The following is a 22,709-nucleotide window of genomic DNA, read 5'->3' on the forward strand; positions in this document are numbered from 1 at the left end:
GGATCTCCGGACGTAGACCCAAGGGGGTGATCCGATGACCGAGTCACACCGCGTTGTGGTCGCACTCGGCGGGAACGCCATGACGGCGCCGGACGGCCAGGCCAGACCCGAGGACCAGCGTAAGGCGATCGCCGCCGCCGTCGAACCGATTGCTGAGGTGATTTCCGGTGGCACCGAGGTTGTCCTCACACACGGAAACGGACCCCAGGTCGGCAACCTGCTGGTGAAGAACGAGATCGCAGCCGACGTGGTTCCGCCCGTGCCCCTGGACTGGTGTGGCGCGCAGACACAGGCGACCATCGGCTACACCCTCTCCGGTGCTCTGGAGGACGCTCTGGCGCGTCGCGGGGTACGCCGGTCCGTTGCGGCATTGGTGACGCGGGTTCGGGTGGACGCCGAGGATGCGGCTTTCCAGAACCCGGACAAACCGATCGGACGCTATGTCGAGGCCGGGGAGGCGGCGCGCCACAGCGCCCGGGGCCAGCACTGGGTCGAGGTTGCAGGACGCGGCTGGCGCCGGGTCGTACCCTCGCCCGAGCCACAGGACATTCTGGACGCCGGTGCGGTCAGGGCGCTGCTCGCCGCCGGGATCGTTCCCGTTGCGGCGGGTGGGGGTGGGATCCCCGTTGCCTTTGGAGCGGACGGCAGCGGTGTGGGGGTCGAAGCCGTGCTGGACAAGGATCGCACGGCGGCTCTGTTGGCCCGCGTCGTCAACGCGGACACTCTGGTCATTGCTACGGATGTTCCCGGTGCGGTGATCCACCGGGGCTCCCCGCAGGAGCAGCAGATCGGTCACACCACCCCGGAGCAGCTGCGGGAGTACGCCCGCGCCGGGCACTTCGACGCCGGAAGTATGGGACCCAAGGTGCAGGCCGCCGACCGCTTCGTTTCCCACGGGGGACAGCGGGCAGTGATCACCTCGCTGGATCAGCTGGCCGCCGGACTCGCGGGCACGGCGGGCACGATCGTCTCCTGAGTCAACCACATCCACGCACGGCCAGCCGATTGCTGGCTCCAGCCGTTCCGCACCAACCGACACCGCGCCCCAACCACCCCCAGTCGTCCCAGACCGAAGGGAGCCCCATGCCCGGGCCAGTAGAGGTACACAAGGTAGCCATCGAGAGCGTGACGGACGCCTCCGGGCTCGAACGGCTCATCGACGATGGGGTGTTCGCTGCCGATGACGTCCTGGCCGTGATCGGCAAGACCGAAGGAAACGGCGGGGTGAACGACTACACTCGGATCCTCGCCGATCGTGCGTTCCGTGAGGTACTGACCGCTCGGGGGAGTCGCACGGAGGCCGAGGCCGCGCAGGTCCCGTTGGTCTGGTCCGGGGGGACCGACGGGGTGCTCTCCCCCCACGCGACGGTGTTCGCCCGAGCCCCCTCCGGCCGGTATGCGCCCAGCCCAGAGCCACGCCTGGCGGTGGGGATCGCCATGAGCGAGGCGATCCGCCCCGAGGACATCGGACGTCCCGCCATGGTTCGTACCGTTGCGGCCGGAGTGCGACAGGCCATGGCCACGGCCGGAATCACCGACCCCGCCGATGTGCACTACGTGCAGACCAAGACACCGCTACTGACCCTGGAGACGATCACCGACGCGCACCAGCGGGGCCACGACGTCGTCACGACCGACACCCTCACGTCCATGGACATCTCCAATTCCACCACGGCGTTGGGGATTGCCACGGCCCTGGGGGAGATCGACGAGCCGAGTGCGGAGCAGATCCACAGTGACCTGTCGCTGTACTCCTCCGTGGCGTCGTGTTCCTCTGGGGTGGAGCTGGACCGGGCCCAGATCGTGGTCGTCGGCAATGTCCGGGGGATCGGGGGCCGCTTCCAGGCGGGGCATGGTGTGATGCGGGACGCGCTCGACGCCGAGGGGATCTGGAGCGCGATCGCGTCGGCGGGACTGAAACTGGGGGAGCGGCCCCGGCCCGAGGATCTCGGCGACCGTCTGGTGAACGTCTTCCTCAAGTGCGAGGCCGACCCCACGGGGAGGGTGCGGGGGCGCCGCAACATCATGCTGGACGATTCCGACGTCCACTGGCACCGGCAGATCAAGGCGACCGTCGGCGGGGTGAGTGCCGCGGTCACGGGGGACCCGGCGGTGTTCGTATCTGTCGCTGCCGTCCACCAGGGACCGTCCGGTGGGGGAACGGTGGCCGCTGTGGTCGACCATGGGCCACTGGACTGACCCGCTCCGGAACCGGCGTTGGCCCTGGGGCTCACGGTGGGCGCCGTTGGCGGGCTCAGCGGTGCCGGGCCGGTGTGGTTCGGTGATCACACCGGCCCGGTTAGGTTCGGAACATGGGTATTCGACATGTGGCACTGTTTCGCTGGCTGCCGGACACCACCCCTGAGCAGGTGGCTGAGGTGGAGCGACGGCTCGGTGAGCTGCCGGGGCAGATTCCCGAGCTTCGGGCCTATGCCTTCGGTGCGGACGTGGGCGTCTCCACCGGAAATTTCGACTTCGCCGTGGTCGCCGACGTCGACGATGTGGACGGCTTCCGCGCTTACCGTGACCATCCCGAACATCAGAAGGTCCTCGGCGTGATCTCTGCGTTACTGGCGGAGCGGGCAGCGGTTCAGTTTCCGATCACGCGCTGACGGAGCCTATGCATAGATCGTGTTCTGGATTTCCTGTGTTTTCCTGGTTGGCAGGATCTACTTGCGGTAGAACACGTTTCAACTGTACTGTCGGGGTCATGCTGGCCCGGTAGGGGCGCTTTGGCGCCGGACGGCCATGCTGTGAACGCGCCACCCGCCGGAGATGGATCGCGCCCCGTCTTCGGCGGGTGACGCCTCCCGCGCCCCACAGGCTGGGCTGCTGTCACCTCAGGAGGCGGGACATCTCCCGAATGGTGGGGCATGGCCAACGCAGCATGCAGCAACCGCAGCGACGAACCAGCCCGGACGGATCACTGCTGATCCCACCACCGTCGCGTGGCCGGTGCAGACTCAGCAGACCGCGGCAGAGTTCGGCGAGAACGCTGACCTCGTTTCGGGCATTGGCGTAGAAGGCGAGGTCGTTGACACGTAGGAGGCTGTCCTCGCGGGCCTCTTCGGTGGGAATCCCCACCGTCTCCGGATCCCACGGCACGGCCCGGGCCGCCCGATCGGTCATCCCCTCGACATACAGGCACAGGCGTTCGTACTCGTCCGACCGGTTGGGTGCGGACGCGGCTCCCGCGAACGACATCGCCGCCCCCTCCGCTTCGTTGAACGCGTCTCGTGTTTCGATGGCCACGTATTGTCGCGCCCGATGGCCGTCGGAAGCGATGGGGCGCGCCGTGTGTCGAAGCATTATTGCCCCGGTTGCAGACAAGGGCACGGGTTGTCCCGGGGGGCTGGGGACAACCCGTGCTTTCGGGGCGGACGGAGAAGGGGTAGTCGCCGTCGCGCGCTGATGGTCCGTTGTCTGGGGGCGTGTCGTCAGTGGCGACCGGTGTTCGCTATCCGCAACCTCCTCCACAGGTGCAGGAGCCACCGCTCTGGCACCCACAACCGCAGTCGGGACCGCAGCCGCACCCGCCCAGGAGCGGGATAACCCATTCTGAGCCCAGCATCGTTCCTCCCTGACCGTGCGGCCATCCTGGCAGGCATGCGCAGTGGCACGCGTTCCGGAGGCTGTCCGGGGTCCGTGCCGCTCGCTGACCCGTCACAATGAGTGAAACTCGTTCGTGTCGGTGAGACAACCCCCGTGGCCACTTCCGGTAAATCGGCGCTGCTCGGGTTTGTACTGATGCGTCACCGAGCAGGACTACTGGTTACCCGGAGTTGCCGTCCGCTGCGATGCCGGCGGGATCGAGCCGGGGCCGCGCCCCCGGGAACGAAGCTCGGCAAACGGCCCCGGGACGCGGGACAGCTGCCTGGGAGTGCCCCGCTGGCGGACCTGTCCCCGGTCGAGAACCAGCACCTCGTCGGCGGCATCCACGCCCGCCACCGCATGGGTCGCCAGCAGGACAGTGCGGTCGGCGCCCCGGTGGGCCGGATGCACCAGCTCGCTGAGGAGCTGCGTTGCGAGCTTCGGTGGTAGCCCTCGGGTCGGCTCGTCCAGCACCAGGATTTCTGGCTCGGACAGGAGCGCACGGGCGAGGAGGAGCCGGCGCCGTTGCCCCCCGGACAGGCCCCGGCCCAGTTCCCCGACCTCGGTCTCCCACCCCTGTGGCAGGCTCTCGATCCAATCCAGGAGCCGCGCCCGTCGTGCCGCGTCCCGGAGCTGGGGCCAGTCCGCGTCGGGGCGCGCCAGCAGCAGATTGGCGCGGATCGTCGTCGTGAAAATATGCGCATCGTCCGTCAGGCCTCGGGCGTACCCGGCTATCGCGGCTCCACCCGGGTACACCCCGGCCGATGTCCGCAGCAGGACATCTCCGTGTGTGGGGATGACCTCCCCACACACGGTGCGCAGCAGGGTGCTCTTACCCGAGCCGCTGGCACCGACCACCACGACACTGCGTCCGGGGGTCAACCGCAGATCCACCTGGTCGAGTACCGGCGGGGACTGGGCGTCGGTCCCGTCCCCGTCTGCGCGGACGGTTACCCGGCGGACCAGGAGTTCGGCGAATGGCCCGCTCGGCGCCGGTGCTGGTGGGGCGGACACCGGGCACAGAGCGGTGGCCAGGCGACGGAGAGCGGGCAGGGAACGGGCCCAGACCCGGCCCGCTTCCGGGAGGGGAGCGGCGGTCTCCATGCAGGCCAGGGACGTCAGGGCCAGGACGGCAAGAGTGACGGTGCCACCGCCCGGACCAAGGTCGGTGGAGCGTGTGCCGGCCACGAGCACACCAACCACGGTGAGTCCACTACACAGCTGGCTCAGTGTCCCCAGGGCGGCGGCGTGCCAGGCGGCCCGGCGATCGATCCGCGCGAGCTGATCGATGCGTTGGTTCGCGACCGTCTCATGGTCCCGGTCGGCGTCGCCGGTGGTCAGATCCTCGGCCCCACGTAGAAGATCCAAACCGCACGCGGCGAGTTCGGTGCGGCGCCGCCACGCGGACCGTCCGATCCGAAAGTCCCACCATCCGGCGGCGATGGGCAGCACGCCGGCCGACAGGAGGAGGCCCACCGCCAGGACCGCCCCGGCAGCCGGGGCGACCCCTCCGACGATTGGCACCGTAACCAGCCCCACCACCAGCGTGATCGTCGCGGGCAGTAGGACGCGCAGCAGCGTTTCGTGAACCGCGTCCACATCCTGGACCAGGCGCGTGTGGCGCTCCGAGAGATCTCCGTCTCCCGGCCCGGAGGAGACGTGCGACGGCACGGCTTCCGCATCCCGCCCCCGATCCACCATCCGTCCGTAGACGACCCCCCTCAGCTCGGCGAGGACCCGCAGGGCGGCATCGTGGCCGGTAATCCGCTCCACATAGCGCAGCCCACCGCGGGCCAATGCCAGACCGCGTACCGCCACCACGGCGAGCATCAGCGCGTCGATGGCCGGCTGTTGGGCGGCGCGGGCAATGAGCCAGGCAGCGACCGCCAACAGGGAGACCCCTGCCAGTTGGGTTCCCACTCCGGTGACGCCGGCACGCACCAGACCGAGCCAGTGCGGGCTCAGCACGGGGATGAGACGAGCTACCACGACCCTGAGCGTGGGGGGGTCCTCACTCCCCATGGTCGGGGACACCGTCGGAAATGCGCGCTGTGGTGGAGATGTCGGCACGGGTTCCCCTCTCCCCGGCGGTGTGGTGACTGGACTGGGGCGGCGGCTGGCAGGCGGACGCGGACACTGTTCCCGCGGAGAGCCACAGCACGCGGTCCACGGCCGAGAGCAGGACTGGGCTGTGTGCGGCGATGATTGTTCGTCGATGCTGTGCCAGGGCCCGAACCGTACGGTGCACGGCGGTCGCGGTGGCGGTGTCGAGCCGGGCGGTGGGCTCGTCGAGAAGGGCCATGCGGGCCTCGCGGTAGTACGCGCGTGCGATGGCGACCCGCTGTAGTTGTCCGGCGGACAGTGCTCGCGTGTGGCTGCCGAGCCTGGCCTCCAGACCGGGGGTGTCGACCAGCTCTCCGGCCTGGGCCGCCTCCAGCGCCCAGACCACCCGATTGCGGTCCACGCCCAGGTCAGTGGGCACGGATTGTGGCCGCAGTGCCACGTTGGCCGCCAGCGTGTCCGTGAACAGATGCGGATGCTGCGGGACCAGGGCCAGCTGCGCGCGCCACGCATGAGGATCCAGCGACGCCAGGTCCACCCCGTCCACGAGGACCCGGCCGGAGGTGGGGGTGACCCGCCCTGCGAGCAGACGCAGCAGAGTGCTCTTGCCCGCCCCACTCGCCCCCGCGAGCGCAATGGTGTGGTCCGCGGGGAGCTGCACACTGACTCGATCCAAGGCCGGTGCGTGCCGCTGCGGATAGCAGACCGTCACCCGGTCCAGTTGGATCGTGGCGTGGGAGGCATCCGGAACCCGGGGATTCGTGTAGGCGGCTCCCCGAGGCCAGGGCGCCTCGACTGGCCGAGTCGCCCCCGCGGGCAGGATGCGGTCCGTGGCGCCACGCGCGTCCGCGGCGGTGTGGAAGGCACTTCCCAGGGCACGTAGCGGGAGAAATGCCTCGGGGGTGAGCAGGAGAACCACCAGACCCACCTGGAGCGAGACCGTACCGTCCAACAGGCGCATCCCCAAGGGGACCGCGACCAGCGCCACCGCCAGGGCCGCCACCAGCTCCAGTACCATCGCCGAGAGGAACGCGATGCGCAACACAGACATGCTCGTGGTGCGAAACTCCTGTGCACTGCGGCGAACCTCATGGACCTGATTCCGGTCCCGGCCGAAGGAGCGCAGTGTCGCCAATCCGGCCAAGGCGTCCAGGAAATGGCCTCCGAGACGGTCCAAAGCACGCCACTGCCGGTGGGTGGCGGTGGTCGTGTGCCAGCCCACGAGGGCGCCCAGGATCGGGATCAGAGGCAGTGTCAACGCGACGGTCAGTGCCGATGCAGGGTCGATACGGGCCAGCCAGACCACCACGGCCAGGGGGAGGACAGCCGCCGCGACCAGCTGGGGCAGATAGCCCGTGAGGTAGGGGTCGATCATGTCCACGCCCCGGGTCATCAGGGTCACCCGACTCCCGTCGTCGGTGACCTCAGCGTCACCTTCCGCCCCGGACTCACAGTCCGCGCCCATCCCGACCGTCGGTGCCTCCATGGGGGTGACACCCTGGAGTAGATGCCTGCGCAGCCGACGCCGTACCCGCGCCGATCCGCACCCCGAGACGAGGATGTTCGCGCCGCTCAGCGTGGCTCGCAGTACCACGATCACGCCCAGCCAGCCCAGCACGGACGCGTCTGGGCCAGCGATCGCGGTAGCGAGGAGCTCTGCCTGGGCGATCGTCGCCGCGGCCGTACCCACGGCGATGACAGCCAGAAGCGGAAGGTGCCAGCGGGAGAGCGGCAGGCGACGCAGCAGTGCGACCGGGGATTGGTGACCGCCCCGGGCCGGGCCAGCGGTGGGTCCCGTACTCAACCGAAGAATCCCGTCGACACCGACGAGGCATGACCGTTCCTCCCGGAGGAGGGAACGCCGGCCGCGGGCGTCGTGCGACCACGCTGGGTGTCACGGTGCAGCAACCTGTAGAGCCACACCTGCCCGAGGATCATAAGCGGGACGGCCGGGGCCACGTTGATCCACACGAGGCTGAGGGTGGCCGGTTCCGGAGAGAGCCCCGGCAGGTGTACCGCGGCGAAGGGAATCGCGGCCCCGAGCCCGAGGGTGATCCCGGAAACATGGTGGGACCACCAGGGGCCCATGCGAGTGGTCGCCGGAAGGAGCAGCACAACCAGAACAGCGACCAGACCGAGGGTAAGGATCGGCCGGTCCGGGGCTGCAAGATGGCCTGTCCCGACGGCCGCGCCTCCGATGGCGCCGGTCGTGGTCGCCAGCGCAGCCACAAGTGCGGCTCGTGCAAGCCACCGGGTCGACTGGCCGGATATGTCCGCCGCGATAGCGCCCGTGTCCGTCGGTGGCGCGGCATCCACAGCAGGCGACCCAGGGGTGGGGTCGCCAGCGACGTCACGCGACTCCGGCGGGTCTCCGGCCGGTATGATCAACCGCTCGGTGCCGTAGGCGGCGCCGCGGAGCGCGAACAGGACGATGAGTACCACGGCGTAGCCCACCGCCAGGAGGGAGACCGCCGTACCGTGACTGAGGACCCCACCCAGGAACAGCCCCCACGCTCCCGCGAGTATCCAGCTACCTGCGGTGATCGCATGCTCCCAGAACCGGCGCCAGCTCGCGTTCGGAAGGCGAGCCCACAGCCACAGGCCAGAATCCCGCAGCACCCAGCCGCCGAGCAGCGCCAGCAGGACGGGCCACGACCAGGAGAGAAGATCGGACTTGAGCTCGGGGAAGACTCCGGCGACGACACCGATCGTGGCCACGAGCCACACCTCGGTCCCCAGGAACAGGGGCGCCATGGCCCGGACGCAGCGGCGACGTTCCTCGGGGTGGGAGCAGGTGTGCGGTAGCAGCATCCCCACCCCGATGTCACAACCGGCCAGGATGAAGTAGCCCAGGGCCAGAACGGTCAGAAGGAGTACGGCGAGGTGTTCCATGGCGGCCATCTCGTCTCGGTCGGGTCCGTTGACGACAACAGTGCGTGCGGATCAGTAGCTGGGGCGGGGTGGCGGCGCCGTGGAGCCCTCGACCGGTGCCGCGAGGGGCCCGTGGTCGGGGCCGAGGCGGGCGTAGCGCAGGAGTAGCCAGTAGGTGATACTGACCAGCGCAGCGAAGGCCCCGGTGAACAGCGTGAACGACAGGAGCGCCATCCCGGGGGAGAGGTTGGTCGCCCCCTCGGCGGTGGGAAGGTGGTGCACCACGACCCACGGCTGGCGTCCCAGCTCCCGGGATAGCCACCCGAAGAGACTCGCCATCAGGGGAAGGAGCGGCCCGGCAAGGAGCGCTACCTGGAGCCGCGGGGCATGCTCGAGACGGCGGGCGAGCCACATCAGCAGCCCCGCGATCACGAGGAGTGCCGACGCCAGCCAGCACAGCATCATGAGGTACAGCGGCACGGGGGCATAGGAGCTGTGGCCCTCCTCCAGACGTTCGATCTCGCCCGGACTGAGCGTGTCCCCACTGGTGGGTGGGACGCTCTCGACGATCATCGGGAACTGCATCCCACCGGAGACGAAGGTTGGGAGCAGTGCCAGGGCGGCCAGGGCGATGCCGACCCGCAGTCCCCGAGTGAATATCCGGTCCGGATCGTACGACCGGCGCAGGTGGTAGGAGCTCACCGCGGCCAGAAAGAGTCCACCGAGCAGCAGCGCCCCGAAGGAGATATGGGCGAATGCGCTGGTCGCTGCCGGGTTCGTGAGGAGTGCGGTCGCGTCGGTGAGGACGGCGACACCGTCGCGCATCTCGAAGCCCACAGGGTTCTTCAGGAAGCCGTTAGCGACCAGAACCCAGTAGGCCGAGGCGTAGGCGGTGGCCGTGACGACCAGAAAGGTCGCGAGATGAGCCCAACGGTTCATCCGCTCCCAGCCGAAGATCCACAGGGCCAGGAATGTGGACTCGACGAAGAACGCCACGAGGGTCTCCACGGCCAGGGGGGCACTGAAGACGTTCCCGAACACGTGGTTCAGCCCGCCCCAGTTCGTCGCGAGTTGGAGCTCCATGACCAGTCCGGACAGGATTCCCATCCCATAGTTGACGACGTAGAGGCCTCCCCAGAACCGCACCGCGCGCATCCTCGCCGGATCGCGGCTCAGTGTTGCGCGGAGCTGGGTGATCAGGATGACCGGAGCCAGCCCCAGCGTCAGGGCGACGAACATGAAGTGGACGCTTGCGGACACAGCGAACTGCAACCGCAACACCAGGAGTGCGTCTTCCAGCACGTGGCTCCCCTCGCAACGACGGACCGGCATCTGGTCCGTGTGTAGGCACTCACCTGGCAGGGGTGGGGCAATGTGCCCCAACGCAGTAGCCCGCTGCCGTGTCCAGACTGGACGGACGAACGCAAGGGATACATCGCCCTGGTGGCGGCCGCTGGCCTACCCCTCGCGGCCGATAACGCGGTGACGTCTACCTCGGCAGGAGTAGGGGAGCTGGCGGACTGCTGAGCCCTACCGGCCGCGTGTGTCGGTATCGCCTACTTGGGCCCTCATCCGCGCCAGTAGTCGAGGAGGAGAGCCGACAGGAGGATGACCGCGCCGACGATCCCGGCGGGCGACAGCGCCTCACCCAGCAGGAGTACGGCCAGGACCATGGCGGTCAGTGGCTCCAGGATGACGGCCAGGGCCGCCGCGGTCGCCGGTGCCGTGCGCAGCCCCGAGAAGTAGGCGAGGTAGGCGGCCGCCGTGGGCAGTATCGCCAGGTAGGCCAGGGCCGCCACGGCCGTCGGCGTTGCGGTGAGGCCCATGCCGAAACCCAGCCCGAGTGGCAGCAACGCCAGACCGCCGAGGAGGCATCCGACGGCAGTGACCGTCAACGAGTCCAATCCCGGGATCGTGTGGCGGTTGGTGAGCGTGAGCAGCGTGAACGCCAGTCCGGCCAGCAGAGCACACCCCACACCGAGGGCGAGCTGTCCCGGCGGCACATCACCGCCGGGAGAGCCCACCAGTAGGGACAGGCCGATGAGGGCCAGTGTGATCGCGCTCGTCAGGCGGGCTCCTGGCCAGCGGTGGTCCTGGAGACAGGTGCCCAAGGTGACCAGCACCGGAACACTACCGATGGTCAGCAGGGTGGCGAGACTGACGGAGGTTGCCTCGATCGCGGCGAAGTAGCCGGCCTGGAACACCGCGAGAGACACCCCGGCCAGCAGCAGGCGGCGCAGTACCCGCCCAGTCCGGGGAACGGTGTGCAGTCGTCCCAGAACCAGTAGGACCAGGCTGGTCAGGAGCCCGCCCCCCAGGAGACGGTAGGCGGCAGTGCCGAACGGATGCACCTCACCTGTGGTCAGCACCAGGGAACCGGCGATACCCCCGGTTCCCCAGAGAATCCCGGCGGTAACAACGAGGAGCAGCCCCCGGGCGCGACTCCGGTGGGGCGAACCGGCCGCCGCGGGGTGCGGTCGTGGGGAGGCGGCGGGCGAGGACACGAACGTTCTCCAGCGCTGGAACGCGAACACGGGTGGGCTTGGTGCCAGGACGAAATGCCGCGAGAACCCTCGGGCGCGGGTACCGCCCCGATCAGGTTCGCGGCGGGGAAGTGGCGTACCGACGCCGGTGACGATCTACGTGGACGACCCTACCCCGTTCGCAGATACATCGGAAGGTGGGATGAGAATCGACGCGGTGGTCCGTACCCGGGAAAAGGTGGCCCGCGGCTCGGCCATACTGGCAGACATGCCACACAGTGCCGAGGACAACGGGGACGGGGACACGACGGTAGCCCGACGCACGCTCGACATCATGCAGGACGCGGACCGTCCGCGGGCCTGGCACCTCGTCGTCGACGGTACGCCTCAGTCTCACGTCGACCTGGACGATCCGACCCACCTGGAGTTCGAGTACGTGCGCCGGATGGGCCATGTTCTGAACCTGGCCGCGCCCCCCGGGCAGCGCCTGGCGGTTTTTCACCTCGGCGCAGGAGCACTGACGCTGGCCCGCTACCTGGCCGCCACGCGACCGGGGTCGCGCCAACGCGCCGTGGACAACGACGCGGAGCTGGTCGAGCTGGTCCGACGCGAGCTGCCCTGGGAACGACGCTCCGGGATCCGGGTGGGTATCGAGGATGCCCGCGCCTGGCTGCACAGCCGAGGGGCGGACACGGCCGATGTGGTCATCGCGGATCTGTTTCAGGGAGCCCGTACTCCGGCCCACCTCACATCGGTGGAATTCGTGGCCGAGGTGGCTCGGGTCCTGCGCCCGGGAGGCGTCTACCTGTCCAATGTCGGTGACGGGCATGGGCTCACCTACGCCCGCCGGCAGGTTGCGACCCTGTCCAGCGTGTTTCCTGAGCTCTCCCTCATCGCCGAGCCGGGCGTCCTGCGGGGGCGGCGGTTCGGAAATCTGGTGCTGGTGGCGAGCCAGAGCCCGTTGCCGGACCGGGAACTGGGGCGACGGCTCGCCAGCGATCCGCAGCCCGCGCGCCTTCTCGACGGTGGTGAACTCGCCCGTTTCGCCGTCGCGGCACGGGTCGTCCATGACGGCAACGCCACGGATTCCCCGGTTCCGCCGCACAGCACCTTCGTGCGCTGACGGCCCCGTACGGGCGTGCGGCTGCGCCTGGTCCCTCCGCCCGCTAGCCTGGGTGTTTCGTGAACTCTCACCGCCCCACAAGACGACTGAGGAGTGGCCGTGCTGCGGATGTCGACCCTGTTCCTGCGTACGCTGCGGGAGGATCCGGCGGACGCCGAGGTGCCCAGCCATAAGCTCCTCGCTCGGGGCGGATACGTGCGCCGCGCCGCCCCCGGTGTCTACTCCTGGCTGCCGTTGGGCAAGCTCGTGCTGGAGAACGTCACCGCCGTGGTGCGCGAAGAGATGAATCGCATGGGGGGCCAGGAGGTGCTGCTGCCCGCGCTTCTGCCCCGGGAACTGTACGAGACCTCCGGCCGGTGGTCGGAGTATGGCGACCTGCTGATGCACCTGGTCGACCGCAAAGGTGCGGACTACCTGCTCGCCCCCACGCACGAGGAACTGTTCACCCAGCTCGTCAAGAGCGAGTACTCCTCGTACAAGGACTTCCCGGTGATCCTGTACCAGATCCAGGAGAAGTTCCGCGACGAGGCCCGCCCACGGGCCGGAATCCTGCGGGGCCGGGAATTCCACATGAAGGACGCCTACTCCTTCGACGTTGATGATTCCGGCCTGGAGGAGTCCTACCGCAAGCACCGGGACACCTACATGCGGATCTTCGACCGGCTTGGTCTGCGCTATGTGATCGTCTCGGCCATGTCCGGTGCGATGGGTGGGTCCAAGTCCGAGGAGTTCCTGGCCGAGACCCCCGTCGGGGAGGACACCTTCGTTCGCAGCACCGACTCCGATTTCGCCGCCAACGTCGAGGCTGTGCAGACCCCCGCACCCACACCCAAGCGCGTGACGGGGCTGCCCGACGCGCAGGTGCACCACACCCCGGACACGCCCACCATCGAGACCCTCGTGGACTATCTCAACGTCCACGAGGTCCGTCCCGGACACACCTTCACTGCTGGCGACACCCTCAAGAACGTTCTGGTCAAGATTCGCCAACCGGGCAGTGACAAGTGGGAGATCGTCGGGGTGGGCGTTCCCGGCGACCGGGAGGTCGACATGAAGCGGCTGGAAGCCGCGTTCGACCCGGCCGAGGTGTCCCTACTGGAAGAGGAGGACTTCACGGCCCACCCGTTCCTGGTGAAGGGCTACGTGGGGCCCGCGGGTCTCCAGAACAACGGCCTGCGCTACCTCGCCGATCCGCGTATCGCCCCGGGAACCCGGTGGGTGACCGGAGCCGACCGTGCAGACCACCACGTCGTCGACCTGGTCTGCGGGCGGGACTTCACCCCGGATGGCACCGTCGAGGCAGCCGAAGTCCGCGAAGGAGATCCCTCCCCGGACGGGCACGGCACCCTGTACACCGCGCGTGGTATCGAGATCGGTCACGTATTCCAGCTGGGCCGCAAGTACACCGACGCTTTCGAACTGGACGCCCTCGGCCCGGACGGCAAACCGAAGCGGATCACCATGGGCTCCTACGGCATCGGAGTGTCCCGGGTGGTCGCCGCCATCGTCGAACAGCACCACGACGACCGCGGTATTGTCTGGCCCCGTTCGGTCGCCCCCGCCGACGTCCACGTCGTCGGAACCGGCAAGGGCGACCAGGTGGAGGTGGCCCTGCGTCTTGGCTCCGAGCTCGAAGCCCGCGGCCTTCGGGTGCTGGTCGACGACCGGCCTGGGGTGTCCCCCGGCGTGAAGTTCACCGATGCGGAACTGCTGGGTGTTCCCACCACCCTGATTGTTGGCAAGGGATTGGCCAACGGGATGCTCGAGCTGCGGGACCGCCCCAGTGGCGACCGCGTGGAGATCGCCCTGGATGATGCGGTGGACCAGGTCGTGGCGGCGGTCAGCGACTAGGGAGTGTTTCTTGAACGCTTTCGGATGAGGGAGCGGCTCTCCAGGGCGAGGTCTCGCAAGCCGATGTGCGAACGGCATCCTGGTTTTGGCTGTGTGCGCGCATCGGCGCAGCGAGCGTCGTCCTGGGAGACGCGAGCCCGAAATGGTTCAAGAAACAGGACCTAGGTCGCGGTGGGTGCAGCAGTGCGGCGGGGGCACGGTTCCCCCGGGGACAAGGCTCGCCGCGCCGATGTGCTCGGACAGCCGCATGCTGTTGGCGCATCCGGCGTGGGTGTCCCCGCCCGCTCCCGGATGCGAAAGCGTGCACGCGACACTCCCTGGCCCACGCTGCGTGGTCGCCGCGACGCCGGCAGGACCGGGCCGGGGAAGCGGTGAGGGGCCGTCGGGGTCTCAGGCGGGCTGGTCCTGTTCCGGATAGCCGGGAAAGGCCGGCAGGGTTGGCGTTGGTTCCCACTGGAGGCGACGGACGGTGGCCTCCTGAAGCGCGATGCATGCCAGAGTGCGGACGGTTTCGTCCGTGGCCGCGGCAAGCTGTAGATAGGCCTCACACACGTCCCGCTCCAGCTCCGTAGCGAAGACACGGAGGTCGACCTCGTCGGGGGATCCACCCTCGTCCGTGGGCAGTGGGTAGCCGGGTTCCGCCGGGACGGGTTCCGCGCCCTGGTCCAGGACCGCGTCGCGAAGTGCGTCCCGCCAGTGGCGATGTTCGTCGAGGGCCGTTGCCGCGTGTCCACGGTCGGGTTCCTCGGCGGTGGCGCCCACGAACCCGTATCCGTGGACCGCCGCGTGTTCGGATGCCAGGGCCGTGTTCAGCGCCTCCACGAGACTGGGTGCATCCGGCTCGGCCACGGCTCACCTCCCTTCGGCCAGCAGTTGGGCATATCCGGCGGCGGCCGCCCCGAGGCTGGCGAGGAGCTGCGCCAGTCCCGGGTCGGTCACCTGCCCGGCCCGGCGCAGGTGTGTGGTCGCGGCATCCTCCGCAGCGACACGCAGTGCGCTGCGGGAGCCGCCATCGTCGGTGCTCGGCGGTGTGGCTGTGGTCTCGGTCGGGCGTTCGGGGGGCGCGGTTTCCCCGGAAGGGTCGGTCGTTGCGGGAGTGTCCGCGGGAAGTCGTTCCCGGAGCGCGGTCAGATGGCGCTGGTGCGCATCGGCTGCCGAGGTGAGCAGCGTCTCATCCTCCTCATCCATGGCCTCCTCTCGCAGGGCCTCGCAGTGGTCGAGGAGCCGTTGTTCGACCGCGATCGCCCCCAGCACGGCGCTCGCTTCCGGGGTGATCGAACGCGGGTGCCACCCCTGCTCCCGGTGCTCCCGGCACCCAGCCCCGACCACCGCAGCGCCCGCCAGTGCACCCAGCAGCACCGTGCGACGGCGCACGGCCTCCCAACGCATCCAGGTCCTCCTTCCAACCCCGCACATCCTTGCACAGGGGCGGTGGTCCAGACTCGGTCACGCCGGGTGACCCCCCGCCACCGAGGGCGCCCCGGGGAGTGTCATCGCAGCCAGCAGCGCGGGCGGACACGCAGTGGCCCGCACGCCAGATACTCTTGGTGTCAACCGCTGCCGTGATCACGACAGTGCCTCGCCCCGAGAATCGGGGACCATGCCGCAGGCTCCAGGACAAGTACAAGGGAGAAGGTCAATGGACGCGCAGAACCGGCGGGACCGACTCACACAGCTGCTGGAGCCGGTGCTGGCGGAGGTTGGCCTGGACCTTGAGGAGCTCGAGATCACACCCGCGGGCAAGCGCCAGGTGTTGCGCCTCGTCGTGGATGCGGATGGAGGCGTGGGGGTGGACACCATCGGTGAGGTGAGTCAGACGATCAGCAGTCTCCTTGACGGTTCCGACGTCATGGGAACCAAGCCCTATCTACTCGAGGTCACCTCGCCCGGCGTGGACCGCCCATTGACCCAGCAGCGGCACTGGCGACGCGCGGTCGGCAGGCTCGTGCGGGTGGCGCTCTCGGCTGGGGAGACCGTCGAGGGGCGCGTCGTGGCCGCCGACGAGTCCGGTGTCACGCTCGACCGTGCCGGTCAGGAACACGTCTACAGCTACGAGGAGCTGGGGGACGGCCAGGTCCAGGTGGAACTTCGCCGCGGGCGCAGCAGTGGCCCCAACCCGGACACCACCGCGGCGGACTAGCGAGGGGGACCCCGTGGATATCGATTTGAGTGTCCTGCGCAGTTTGGAGCGCGAGAAGGACATCTCTGTGGACCTCGTCGTCAAGGCGATCGAGGATGCCCTGCTGATCGCCTACCAGCGACAGGAGGGCACGGTTACGAAGGCGCGGGTGGAGCTCAACCGCTCCAGTGGCCACGTAACCGTATGGGCGCAGGAGACCGACGAGGACGGCCATGTGGTGGGGGAGTACGACGCCACCCCCACGGGTTTCGGGCGTATCGCGACCTCCACGGCCAAGCAGGTCATTCTCCAGCGTCTGCGGGACGCGGAGGACGAAATGACGCTCGGGGAGTTCGCGGGACGCGAGTCCGAGGTGGTTGCTGGAATCATTCAGCAGGGCAGGGATCCGCGCAACGTCCTGGTGGATCTTGGCCGGATCGAGGCGATTCTGCCGCCTCAGGAGCAGGTGCCCGGGGAGCGTTACCTGCACGGTGAACGTATCCGGTGCTATGTGGTTCAGGTGCGCAAGGGACATCGTGGCCCTTCGGTGACCCTGTCGCGCACCCACCCCAACCTGGTGCGGCGCCTGTTCACGCTGGAGGTTCCCGAGATCGCGGACGGCACGGTGGAGATCGCCGCTATCGCGCGGGAGGCCGGCCACCGCACCAAGATCGCCGTGCGTTCCCACCGCAGTGGGGTGAATGCCAAGGGTGCCTGCATCGGGCCGTTGGGCAGCCGGGTGCGTAACGTCATGGCTGAACTGCACGGCGAGAAGATCGACATTATCGACCACTCCGATGATCCGGCCGTGTTCGTCGGTAACGCGCTGTCGCCGGCCCGGGTCAGTCAAGTGGAGGTGCTCGACTCCGAAGCGCGCATCGCCCGGGTTACGGTTCCCGACTACCAGCAGTCACTCGCGATCGGCAAGGAAGGGCAGAACGCCCGGCTGGCCGCGCGGCTCACGGGGTGGCGGATCGATATCCGTTCGGACTCCGAGGACGCCGACGCTGTCACCGAGTCGCACCATCCCGACGATGTCCCACCGCATGAGACACCGGATGCCTCGGTCCACTGATCTGCCCCATGGTCCGGTCCGAACCTGTGTCGGCTGTCGGAAACGGGATGCGCAGGAGAATCTGCTACGGATTGTGCTGTCGGAGGCTCGCCTCCAACCAGATCCGAACCGCCGTGCGCCCGGACGTGGTGCCTACCTGCACCTGGACTGGGGCTGCTGGACGCGGGCCGAGCGTCGACGACCCTGGACGCGCGTGCTGCGCTCCACTAGCCCTGTCAATGTCCACGTCGACACCGCCATGCTGCGCACGTACCTCGCCACACGGGTCCCCCGTACGGACACGTCGGTTGCAGCATCGGGATAGGCTAGGGAAGTACCGCGCCGGTTCTCGCGTTGTACAGAGCCGAGGGAACCGGCGGCTTTCGGTGTGTCCAAGTCCCTGCGTGGCGAATGACACACCATCGAATGACACCGACGAGTCGGAAGCGGGTCGAGAAGCTGATGAGCACTCGATGAGCACGCGGCGATGAGTACGTCAAGCTAGCGACGGTCCGGTGGTAGCCCAACCCGGACCGAGATAGAGGAGAGAAGTGGCGAAGGTCCGGGTTTACGAACTCGCCAAGGAATTTGGCGTGGAGAGCAAGGTCGTTCTGGCCAAGCTCAAGGAGAAGGGCGAATTCGTGCGGTCGGCGTCGTCGACGCTTGAGGCGCCCGTCGTGCGGGATCTGCGAGACGAGCTGAAGCGCGACAGCGGCGGTGCCGCAAATGGCACCTCCTCCGACCAGGCCCAGAGCGGGCAGGAGCGGAGCAGCGCGTCCGCACCACACGGCCAGCGGGATAAGCAGAGCACGCAGGACAAGCAGGGCACGCAGGACACACAAACAGCGCAGACAGCGCAGACAGCGCAGGACGCACAGGACACGACGGTTCCGGCATCGCCGGTGCAGCAGGCCGGGGCCGAGTCGGCGAGTGGTGCGGACCAGGAGAAGGCTGCCCCGGCCGGCGAGTCCTCGGGGGCGCAGTCTTCCACTCCGGCTCAGGAGCGCCCCAAGCCGGGGCCGCGGCCCAGCGCTCCCAAGCCCGGTCCTCCGGCCAAGCCGGGACAGGAAGCCCGCAAGCAGCGCTCCGGTGGGGGCCAGCAGCGTCAGGGCTCGGGACGGTCTTCCGGGCCACGGCCCGGGAACAACCCGTTCTCCACGAGCGGCAACACCGGAATGGCCCAACCGGGACAGCGCCAGGCGCCTCGCCCCGGGCCACAGGGTGGCCAGGGCGCCAAGAGCGGCCAGGACGGCAAGGGCGGCCAGGGCAGCCAGGGCGGCCAGAGTGGTCAGGGCGGCGGCCAAGGCGGTGGCCAGGGTGGACCGCGGCCGGGCGGCGGCGAGGCCGGAACCCGGCCCGCTGACCGGGAGCGGTCGAGTAGCCCCCGCCCGCAGGGACAGCGTCCCTCGCCTGCGGACATGCCGCGTCCCGGTGGGCCACGGCCGAGTCCGATGAACATGCCTGCGTCCCGCCCCTCCAGCCAGGGTGGTCCTGGTGGTGGCCGCGGTGGTGGCCGTGGCGGCGGCGGTGGCCGCGGTGGCAGCGGCGGTGGCGGTGGCGGCCGTGGCGCCGGCGCCCCGGCCGGTGCCGGAACTCGGCCTGGTGGCGGCGGTCGCCCAGGTGGGGGCACGGGCGGCGGTCCCGGCGGCGGCCCCGGTGGTGGTCGTCCCGGTGGTGGCCCTGCCGGTCGCGGCCGTGGCGGGACCCAGGGAGCGTTCGGACGTCCCGGAGGCCGCCCCGGCCGTGCTCGAAAGTCCAAGAAGCAACGCCGTCAAGAGTTCAACGAGATGCAGGCTCCGTCGTTCGGCGGAGTCAAGATCCCCGGCGGTAACGGCCAGACGATCCGGATGCCCCGTGGGGCCTCGCTCTCCGACTTCGGCGACAAGATCGAGGTGAATCCGGCCTCCCTGGTCCAGGTCATGATGCATCTCGGGGAGATGGTCACGGCCACCCAGTCCCTTCCGGACGAGACCCTGGTGCTGTTGGGGCAGGAGCTCAACTACCAGGTGCAGGTCGTCAGCCCGGAGGACGAGGATCGCGAACTCCTGGAGTCGTTCCAGATCGAGTTCGGTGAGGACGAGGGCAAGGACGAGGACCTCCTGCCACGGCCGCCGGTGGTCACCGTCATGGGTCACGTTGATCACGGTAAGACGAAGCTGTTGGACGCGGTCCGGCACACGAACGTGGTCAGCGGCGAGGCCGGCGGAATTACGCAGCACATCGGTGCCTACCAGGTATCCATTCCGGTTGACGATGTGGATCGCAAGATCACCTTCATCGACACCCCGGGACACGAGGCCTTCACCGCGATGCGTGCGCGTGGTGTGCAGGCCACGGACATCGCCGTGCTGGTTGTCGCGGCCGACGATGGAGTGAAGCCACAGACTGCCGAAGCCATTGACCATGCCAAGGCGGCCGGTGTGCCGATCGTGGTTGCGGTCAACAAGATGGACAAGCCGGGAGCCGATCCCCAGCAGGTACGGGCTCAGTTGACCGAATACGGGCTGGTGGCCGAGGAGTTCGGTGGTGAGACTCAGTTCGTCGAGATCTCCGCGCTGCAACGTGAGGGGATCGAGGGGCTGCTGGAGGCGGTCGTTCTGACCTCCGATGCGGAACTGGACCTGCGGGCCAACCCCGACCAGTCCGCGCAGGGGATCGCCATCGAGGCCTACCTCGACCGGGGCCGTGGCTCGATGGCCACGGTGCTGGTGCAGCGGGGAACGCTGAGTGTGGGCGAGTCGATCGTCTGTGGGGACGCCTTCGGCCGCGTGCGTGCCATGCTTGACGAACATGGGAAGAACGTCCAGCAGGCGGAGCCCTCCCGGCCCGTTCAGGTGCTCGGGCTGACGAATGTGCCCAGTGCCGGGGACAGCTTCATCGTGGTCAAGGATGATCGGGTGGCACGCCAGATCGCCCAGCAACGGGAGGCGCGCGAGCGGTCGGCCGAGCAGGCGCGCTCCAGCCGTCGGGTCACCCTGGACAACTGGCAGAAGGCCCTGGAGGAGGGCGAGCGTAACGAGCTGGCCCTGCTCATCAAGGGTGACACCTCGGGCTCCGTGGAGGCTCTGGAATCCTCGCTGCTCAAGATCGACGCTGGTGGTGACGAGGTCAGCCTGCGCGTGATCGGTCGCGGGGTTGGTGCGATCACGCAGAATGACATCAATCTCGCTGCCACCTCGGATGCCATCATCGTCGGGTTCAATGTGCGGCCCGAGGGCAAGAACTCCGAACTGGCGGAGCGCATGGGCGTGGACATCCGCTACTACTCGGTCATCTACCGGGCGATCGAGGAAGTGGAAGCCGCGGTCAAGGGGCTGCTGAAGCCCATCTACGAGGAGGTACACCTCGGCCGGGCCGAAATCCGGGAGATCTTCAAGGTTCCCAAGATCGGCAATGTCGCGGGTGCCATTGTTCGGGACGGCACCATTCGCCGGAACAGCAAGGCGCGGCTTATCCGGGACGGGGTGGTCGTCGCCGACGACCTTACGGTCTCCTCGCTCCGTCGGTTCAAGGACGATGCCACCGAGGTCCGTGACGGTTTCGAATGTGGTATCGGCATCGGCTACAACGATCTCCGTATCGAGGACACGATCGAGACCTACGAGATGCAGGAGAAGCCGCGGGAGTAGACCGGTGCCCCGGGGCGATATCGGCGAGACCCGGGCCCGCGCGAAACGCGCGGGCCCGGGGTCCGAGGTGCTACGGGCCGCACACACACGGAGCGAATACATGTTCGTAGGCACACTCACTGTGGACCTGCTGCTGGGGGACGTGCGCTCCCTGAAGCAGAAGCGTTCCGTGGTGCGCCCGATCATTGCCGAACTGCACCGCACGTTCGCTGTCGCGGTGGCGGAGACCGGGCACCAGGGGCTGTACCGCCGGGCCGAGATCGGTCTTGCCGTCGTCGCTGACAGCACCTCCCACTGCCAGGAGGTGCTGGATTCGTGTGAACGAATGGTGGCCGGCCGTCCCGAGATCGAGCTGTTGGCAGCGCGTCAGCGGCTCATTGGTGATGACGACTGAACGGACAGGGGGAGAGGCTCATGGTGGACGCCGCTCGCGCCCGGAAGCTCGCGGAGACGATCCAGAAGGTTGTCGCCGAGATGCTGGAGCGGCGGATCAAGGATCCCCGCCTTGGGTTCGTGACCGTAACCGATGCCAGGATCACCAACGATCTTCGGGACGCAACCGTGTACTACACGGTGTTCGGTTCCGAGGAGGACCGTGCGGCGACCGCCGCTGCACTGGACAGTGCGCGGGGCGTTATCCGTACGGAGGTGGGGCGGCAGACGGGGGTCCGGCACACGCCCAGCCTGACCTTCGTTCTGGACGAGGTTCAGGACAACGCGCAGCACATCGAGGAACTTCTCGCCAAGGCCAGGGAGTCGGACGCGGAGGTGGCGCGCAATGCGGCCACGGCCGCTCCGGCCGGGGAAGCCGATCCCTATCGTCAACCGAGAGAGCCCGATGACGAGGAGTGACAACCAGCCTGGCCAGCCTGCGGCGCACGGCCTGGTGGTGGTGGACAAGCCGGCTGGTATGACCTCGCACGATGTGGTTGCCCGGATGCGTCGCATCGCGGGTACTCGCAAGATCGGGCATGCCGGAACACTCGACCCGATGGCGACCGGTGTGTTGGTGCTGGGTGTGGGTAAGGGCACCAAGCTCTTGGGTCATCTCACCCTTACGGAGAAGGCCTATGCGGCCACGATGCGTCTGGGGCAGCACACCAGTACCGATGACGCCGAGGGGGAGCTGCTTGGCGCAACCGCGGCCGGGCACCTCACCGAGACCGAGATCCGCTCCGCTGCTCTGGGGTTCACCGGTGAGATACAGCAGGTCCCCCCACAGGTCAGCGCCGTCAAGGTGGATGGAAAGCGGGCGTATGCCTCGGCGCGAGCCGGACATGAGGTGAAGCTGGAAGCGCGCTCGGTCACCGTTACTGAGTTCACGGTCACCGACGTTCGGTCCCCGAGTGTGGACGCGCCGCACGGGGCGGGAGCGCCCCAGCCCGCGGCGTCACCTGCGGAGGCGGACACCGGGATCGGCGCGGACACCGCGCAGGCCTGTGTGGATGTTGACCTCCTGGTTCGCTGTTCGAGCGGGACCTATGTCCGCTCCCTGGCACGGGACTTGGGCGTCAGTCTCGGGGTGGGCGGTCACCTGACGGCCCTGCGTCGTACCCGCGTGGGTCCCTACGATCTGGATCAGGCTCGGACCCTGGAGGAGCTCGCCGAGGAGTGCACCATCGTGCCCTTGGCCGCGGCCGTGGACGCGGCGTTTCCCCGACGTGACCTCTCGGGGGAGCAGGCTCGTCGGATCGCCCACGGGAACCGAATTCCCTCCGCGGATATGGGGTCGTCTCCGGTCGGTCTGTTCGATCCGACCGGGCAGGTTGTCGCTCTGGGAGAGGAACGCCAGGATCACACCAAGCCGATCGTTGTGTTCGTCCAGTGATCCTGAATTCCAGGGGGCGAGTCGCCGGGCTCCACAATGGATGCCACGGCGACATCTGGTGGGTCGTGGGGCGCCGTCCAGGCCGTGGCGGGGGCTGCT

General features: G+C 68.6%; 20 protein-coding genes. 12 read left to right on the top strand and 8 right to left on the bottom strand.

Going from position 1 to position 22,709, the window contains the following annotated elements; all coding sequences use genetic code 11:
* Positions 1-34 precede the first annotated feature (34 nt).
* The 3 genes from RIF23_RS09570 (at position 35) to RIF23_RS09580 (ending at position 2,612) form a co-directional block, all read left to right on the top strand.
* On the top strand, positions 35-976 hold the full coding sequence (locus RIF23_RS09570) for a carbamate kinase (RefSeq protein WP_310912052.1): 942 nt from the start codon (positions 35-37) through the stop codon (positions 974-976).
* A 107-nt stretch (positions 977-1,083) separates the two neighbouring features.
* Positions 1,084-2,199 (top strand): cyanuric acid amidohydrolase, encoded by a 1,116-nt coding sequence (gene atzD / locus RIF23_RS09575; protein WP_310912053.1) that lies wholly within the window; start codon positions 1,084-1,086, stop codon positions 2,197-2,199.
* Positions 2,200-2,312: 113 nt separating this feature from the next.
* Positions 2,313-2,612 (top strand): Dabb family protein, encoded by a 300-nt coding sequence (locus tag RIF23_RS09580; protein WP_310912054.1) that lies wholly within the window; start codon positions 2,313-2,315, stop codon positions 2,610-2,612.
* 223 nt (positions 2,613-2,835) lie between these two features.
* On the opposite strand, the gene RIF23_RS09585 is transcribed toward RIF23_RS09580, so the two are convergent.
* From RIF23_RS09585 to RIF23_RS09610, 6 genes are all read right to left on the bottom strand, one after another.
* Complete coding sequence (locus RIF23_RS09585) at positions 2,836-3,204, bottom strand: hypothetical protein (protein ID WP_310912125.1); 369 nt, start codon at positions 3,202-3,204, stop codon at positions 2,836-2,838.
* Positions 3,205-3,765: 561 nt separating this feature from the next.
* On the bottom strand, positions 3,766-5,613 hold the full coding sequence (gene cydC, locus RIF23_RS09590; protein ID WP_310912055.1) for a thiol reductant ABC exporter subunit CydC: 1,848 nt from the start codon (positions 5,611-5,613) through the stop codon (positions 3,766-3,768).
* Positions 5,603-7,456 carry a thiol reductant ABC exporter subunit CydD gene (gene cydD, locus RIF23_RS09595; RefSeq protein WP_310912056.1) on the bottom strand — a complete coding sequence of 618 codons (1,854 nt, stop codon included), beginning with the start codon at positions 7,454-7,456 and terminating at the stop codon, positions 5,603-5,605. The genes cydC and cydD overlap by 11 nt, the downstream gene beginning before the upstream one ends.
* Positions 7,453-8,553, bottom strand: coding sequence for a cytochrome d ubiquinol oxidase subunit II (locus RIF23_RS09600; RefSeq protein ID WP_310912057.1), 1,101 nt, complete (start codon positions 8,551-8,553; stop codon positions 7,453-7,455). Before RIF23_RS09600 ends, cydD begins: the two co-directional genes overlap by 4 nt.
* 42 nt (positions 8,554-8,595) lie before the next feature.
* Complete coding sequence (locus tag RIF23_RS09605; RefSeq protein ID WP_310912058.1) at positions 8,596-9,825, bottom strand: cytochrome ubiquinol oxidase subunit I; 1,230 nt, start codon at positions 9,823-9,825, stop codon at positions 8,596-8,598.
* 266 nt (positions 9,826-10,091) lie between these two features.
* Positions 10,092-11,027: a DMT family transporter gene (locus RIF23_RS09610; protein WP_310912059.1), complete on the bottom strand. Its 936-nt coding sequence runs from the start codon at positions 11,025-11,027 to the stop codon at positions 10,092-10,094.
* 247 nt (positions 11,028-11,274) lie between these two features.
* On the opposite strand from RIF23_RS09610, the gene RIF23_RS09615 reads away from it, so the two are divergent.
* Together RIF23_RS09615 and RIF23_RS09620 are read left to right on the top strand one after the other, a co-directional pair.
* Entirely contained in the window at positions 11,275-12,129 is an 855-nt protein-coding gene (locus tag RIF23_RS09615; RefSeq protein ID WP_310912126.1) for a spermidine synthase, read from the top strand.
* A gap of 108 nt (positions 12,130-12,237) precedes the next feature.
* On the top strand, positions 12,238-13,980 hold the full coding sequence (locus RIF23_RS09620; RefSeq protein WP_310912127.1) for a proline--tRNA ligase: 1,743 nt from the start codon (positions 12,238-12,240) through the stop codon (positions 13,978-13,980).
* Positions 13,981-14,370: 390 nt separating this feature from the next.
* On the opposite strand, the gene RIF23_RS09625 is transcribed toward RIF23_RS09620, so the two are convergent.
* Both RIF23_RS09625 and RIF23_RS09630 read right to left on the bottom strand, forming a co-directional pair.
* Positions 14,371-14,829: a ferritin-like domain-containing protein gene (locus RIF23_RS09625; protein WP_310912060.1), complete on the bottom strand. Its 459-nt coding sequence runs from the start codon at positions 14,827-14,829 to the stop codon at positions 14,371-14,373.
* Positions 14,830-14,832: 3 nt separating this feature from the next.
* Positions 14,833-15,369 carry a hypothetical protein gene (locus RIF23_RS09630; protein ID WP_310912061.1) on the bottom strand — a complete coding sequence of 179 codons (537 nt, stop codon included), beginning with the start codon at positions 15,367-15,369 and terminating at the stop codon, positions 14,833-14,835.
* A gap of 250 nt (positions 15,370-15,619) precedes the next feature.
* Between RIF23_RS09630 and rimP the strand changes: the two genes are divergently transcribed.
* From rimP to truB, 7 genes are all read left to right on the top strand, one after another.
* A complete protein-coding gene (gene rimP, locus RIF23_RS09635) occupies positions 15,620-16,120 on the top strand; it encodes a ribosome maturation factor RimP (protein WP_310912062.1) in 501 nt (166 codons plus the stop codon).
* 25 nt (positions 16,121-16,145) lie between these two features.
* Complete coding sequence (gene nusA / locus RIF23_RS09640) at positions 16,146-17,174, top strand: transcription termination factor NusA (RefSeq protein ID WP_310912128.1); 1,029 nt, start codon at positions 16,146-16,148, stop codon at positions 17,172-17,174.
* Positions 17,158-17,478 carry a YlxR family protein gene (locus RIF23_RS09645; RefSeq protein ID WP_310912063.1) on the top strand — a complete coding sequence of 107 codons (321 nt, stop codon included), beginning with the start codon at positions 17,158-17,160 and terminating at the stop codon, positions 17,476-17,478. The genes nusA and RIF23_RS09645 overlap by 17 nt, the downstream gene beginning before the upstream one ends.
* A gap of 226 nt (positions 17,479-17,704) precedes the next feature.
* Positions 17,705-20,782: a translation initiation factor IF-2 gene (infB, locus tag RIF23_RS09650; RefSeq protein WP_310912064.1), complete on the top strand. Its 3,078-nt coding sequence runs from the start codon at positions 17,705-17,707 to the stop codon at positions 20,780-20,782.
* 100 nt (positions 20,783-20,882) lie between these two features.
* A complete protein-coding gene (locus tag RIF23_RS09655; protein WP_310912065.1) occupies positions 20,883-21,176 on the top strand; it encodes a DUF503 domain-containing protein in 294 nt (97 codons plus the stop codon).
* A 20-nt stretch (positions 21,177-21,196) separates the two neighbouring features.
* The gene (rbfA, locus tag RIF23_RS09660) at positions 21,197-21,634 is read left to right on the top strand and encodes a 30S ribosome-binding factor RbfA (RefSeq protein WP_310912066.1); all 438 of its coding nucleotides are present in this window, start codon (positions 21,197-21,199) and stop codon (positions 21,632-21,634) included.
* Positions 21,621-22,610, top strand: coding sequence for a tRNA pseudouridine(55) synthase TruB (truB, locus tag RIF23_RS09665; protein WP_310912067.1), 990 nt, complete (start codon positions 21,621-21,623; stop codon positions 22,608-22,610). The genes rbfA and truB overlap by 14 nt, the downstream gene beginning before the upstream one ends.
* The last annotated feature ends 99 nt before the right edge of the window (positions 22,611-22,709 follow it).

Source organism: Lipingzhangella rawalii (genome assembly GCF_031628175.1).
Lineage (GTDB): Bacteria > Actinomycetota > Actinomycetes > Streptosporangiales > Streptosporangiaceae > Lipingzhangella_A > Lipingzhangella_A rawalii.

What these genes read in the sequence shown, in the direction of transcription:
- RIF23_RS09570 (WP_310912052.1), top strand. Translation starts at nt 35, where the DNA reads ATGACCGAGTCACACCGCGTTGTGGTCGCACTCGGCGGGAACGCCATG.
- atzD (WP_310912053.1), top strand. Translation starts at nt 1,084, where the DNA reads ATGCCCGGGCCAGTAGAGGTACACAAGGTAGCCATCGAGAGCGTGACG.
- RIF23_RS09580 (WP_310912054.1), top strand. Translation starts at nt 2,313, where the DNA reads ATGGGTATTCGACATGTGGCACTGTTTCGCTGGCTGCCGGACACCACC.
- RIF23_RS09585 (WP_310912125.1), bottom strand. Translation starts at nt 3,204, where the DNA reads ATGTCGTTCGCGGGAGCCGCGTCCGCACCCAACCGGTCGGACGAGTAC.
- cydC (WP_310912055.1), bottom strand. Translation starts at nt 5,613, where the DNA reads ATGGGGAGTGAGGACCCCCCCACGCTCAGGGTCGTGGTAGCTCGTCTC.
- RIF23_RS09600 (WP_310912057.1), bottom strand. Translation starts at nt 8,553, where the DNA reads ATGGCCGCCATGGAACACCTCGCCGTACTCCTTCTGACCGTTCTGGCC.
- RIF23_RS09615 (WP_310912126.1), top strand. Translation starts at nt 11,275, where the DNA reads ATGCCACACAGTGCCGAGGACAACGGGGACGGGGACACGACGGTAGCC.
- RIF23_RS09620 (WP_310912127.1), top strand. Translation starts at nt 12,238, where the DNA reads ATGTCGACCCTGTTCCTGCGTACGCTGCGGGAGGATCCGGCGGACGCC.
- RIF23_RS09630 (WP_310912061.1), bottom strand. Translation starts at nt 15,369, where the DNA reads ATGCGTTGGGAGGCCGTGCGCCGTCGCACGGTGCTGCTGGGTGCACTG.
- rimP (WP_310912062.1), top strand. Translation starts at nt 15,620, where the DNA reads ATGGACGCGCAGAACCGGCGGGACCGACTCACACAGCTGCTGGAGCCG.
- RIF23_RS09645 (WP_310912063.1), top strand. Translation starts at nt 17,158, where the DNA reads ATGCCTCGGTCCACTGATCTGCCCCATGGTCCGGTCCGAACCTGTGTC.
- RIF23_RS09655 (WP_310912065.1), top strand. Translation starts at nt 20,883, where the DNA reads ATGTTCGTAGGCACACTCACTGTGGACCTGCTGCTGGGGGACGTGCGC.
- rbfA (WP_310912066.1), top strand. Translation starts at nt 21,197, where the DNA reads ATGGTGGACGCCGCTCGCGCCCGGAAGCTCGCGGAGACGATCCAGAAG.
- truB (WP_310912067.1), top strand. Translation starts at nt 21,621, where the DNA reads ATGACGAGGAGTGACAACCAGCCTGGCCAGCCTGCGGCGCACGGCCTG.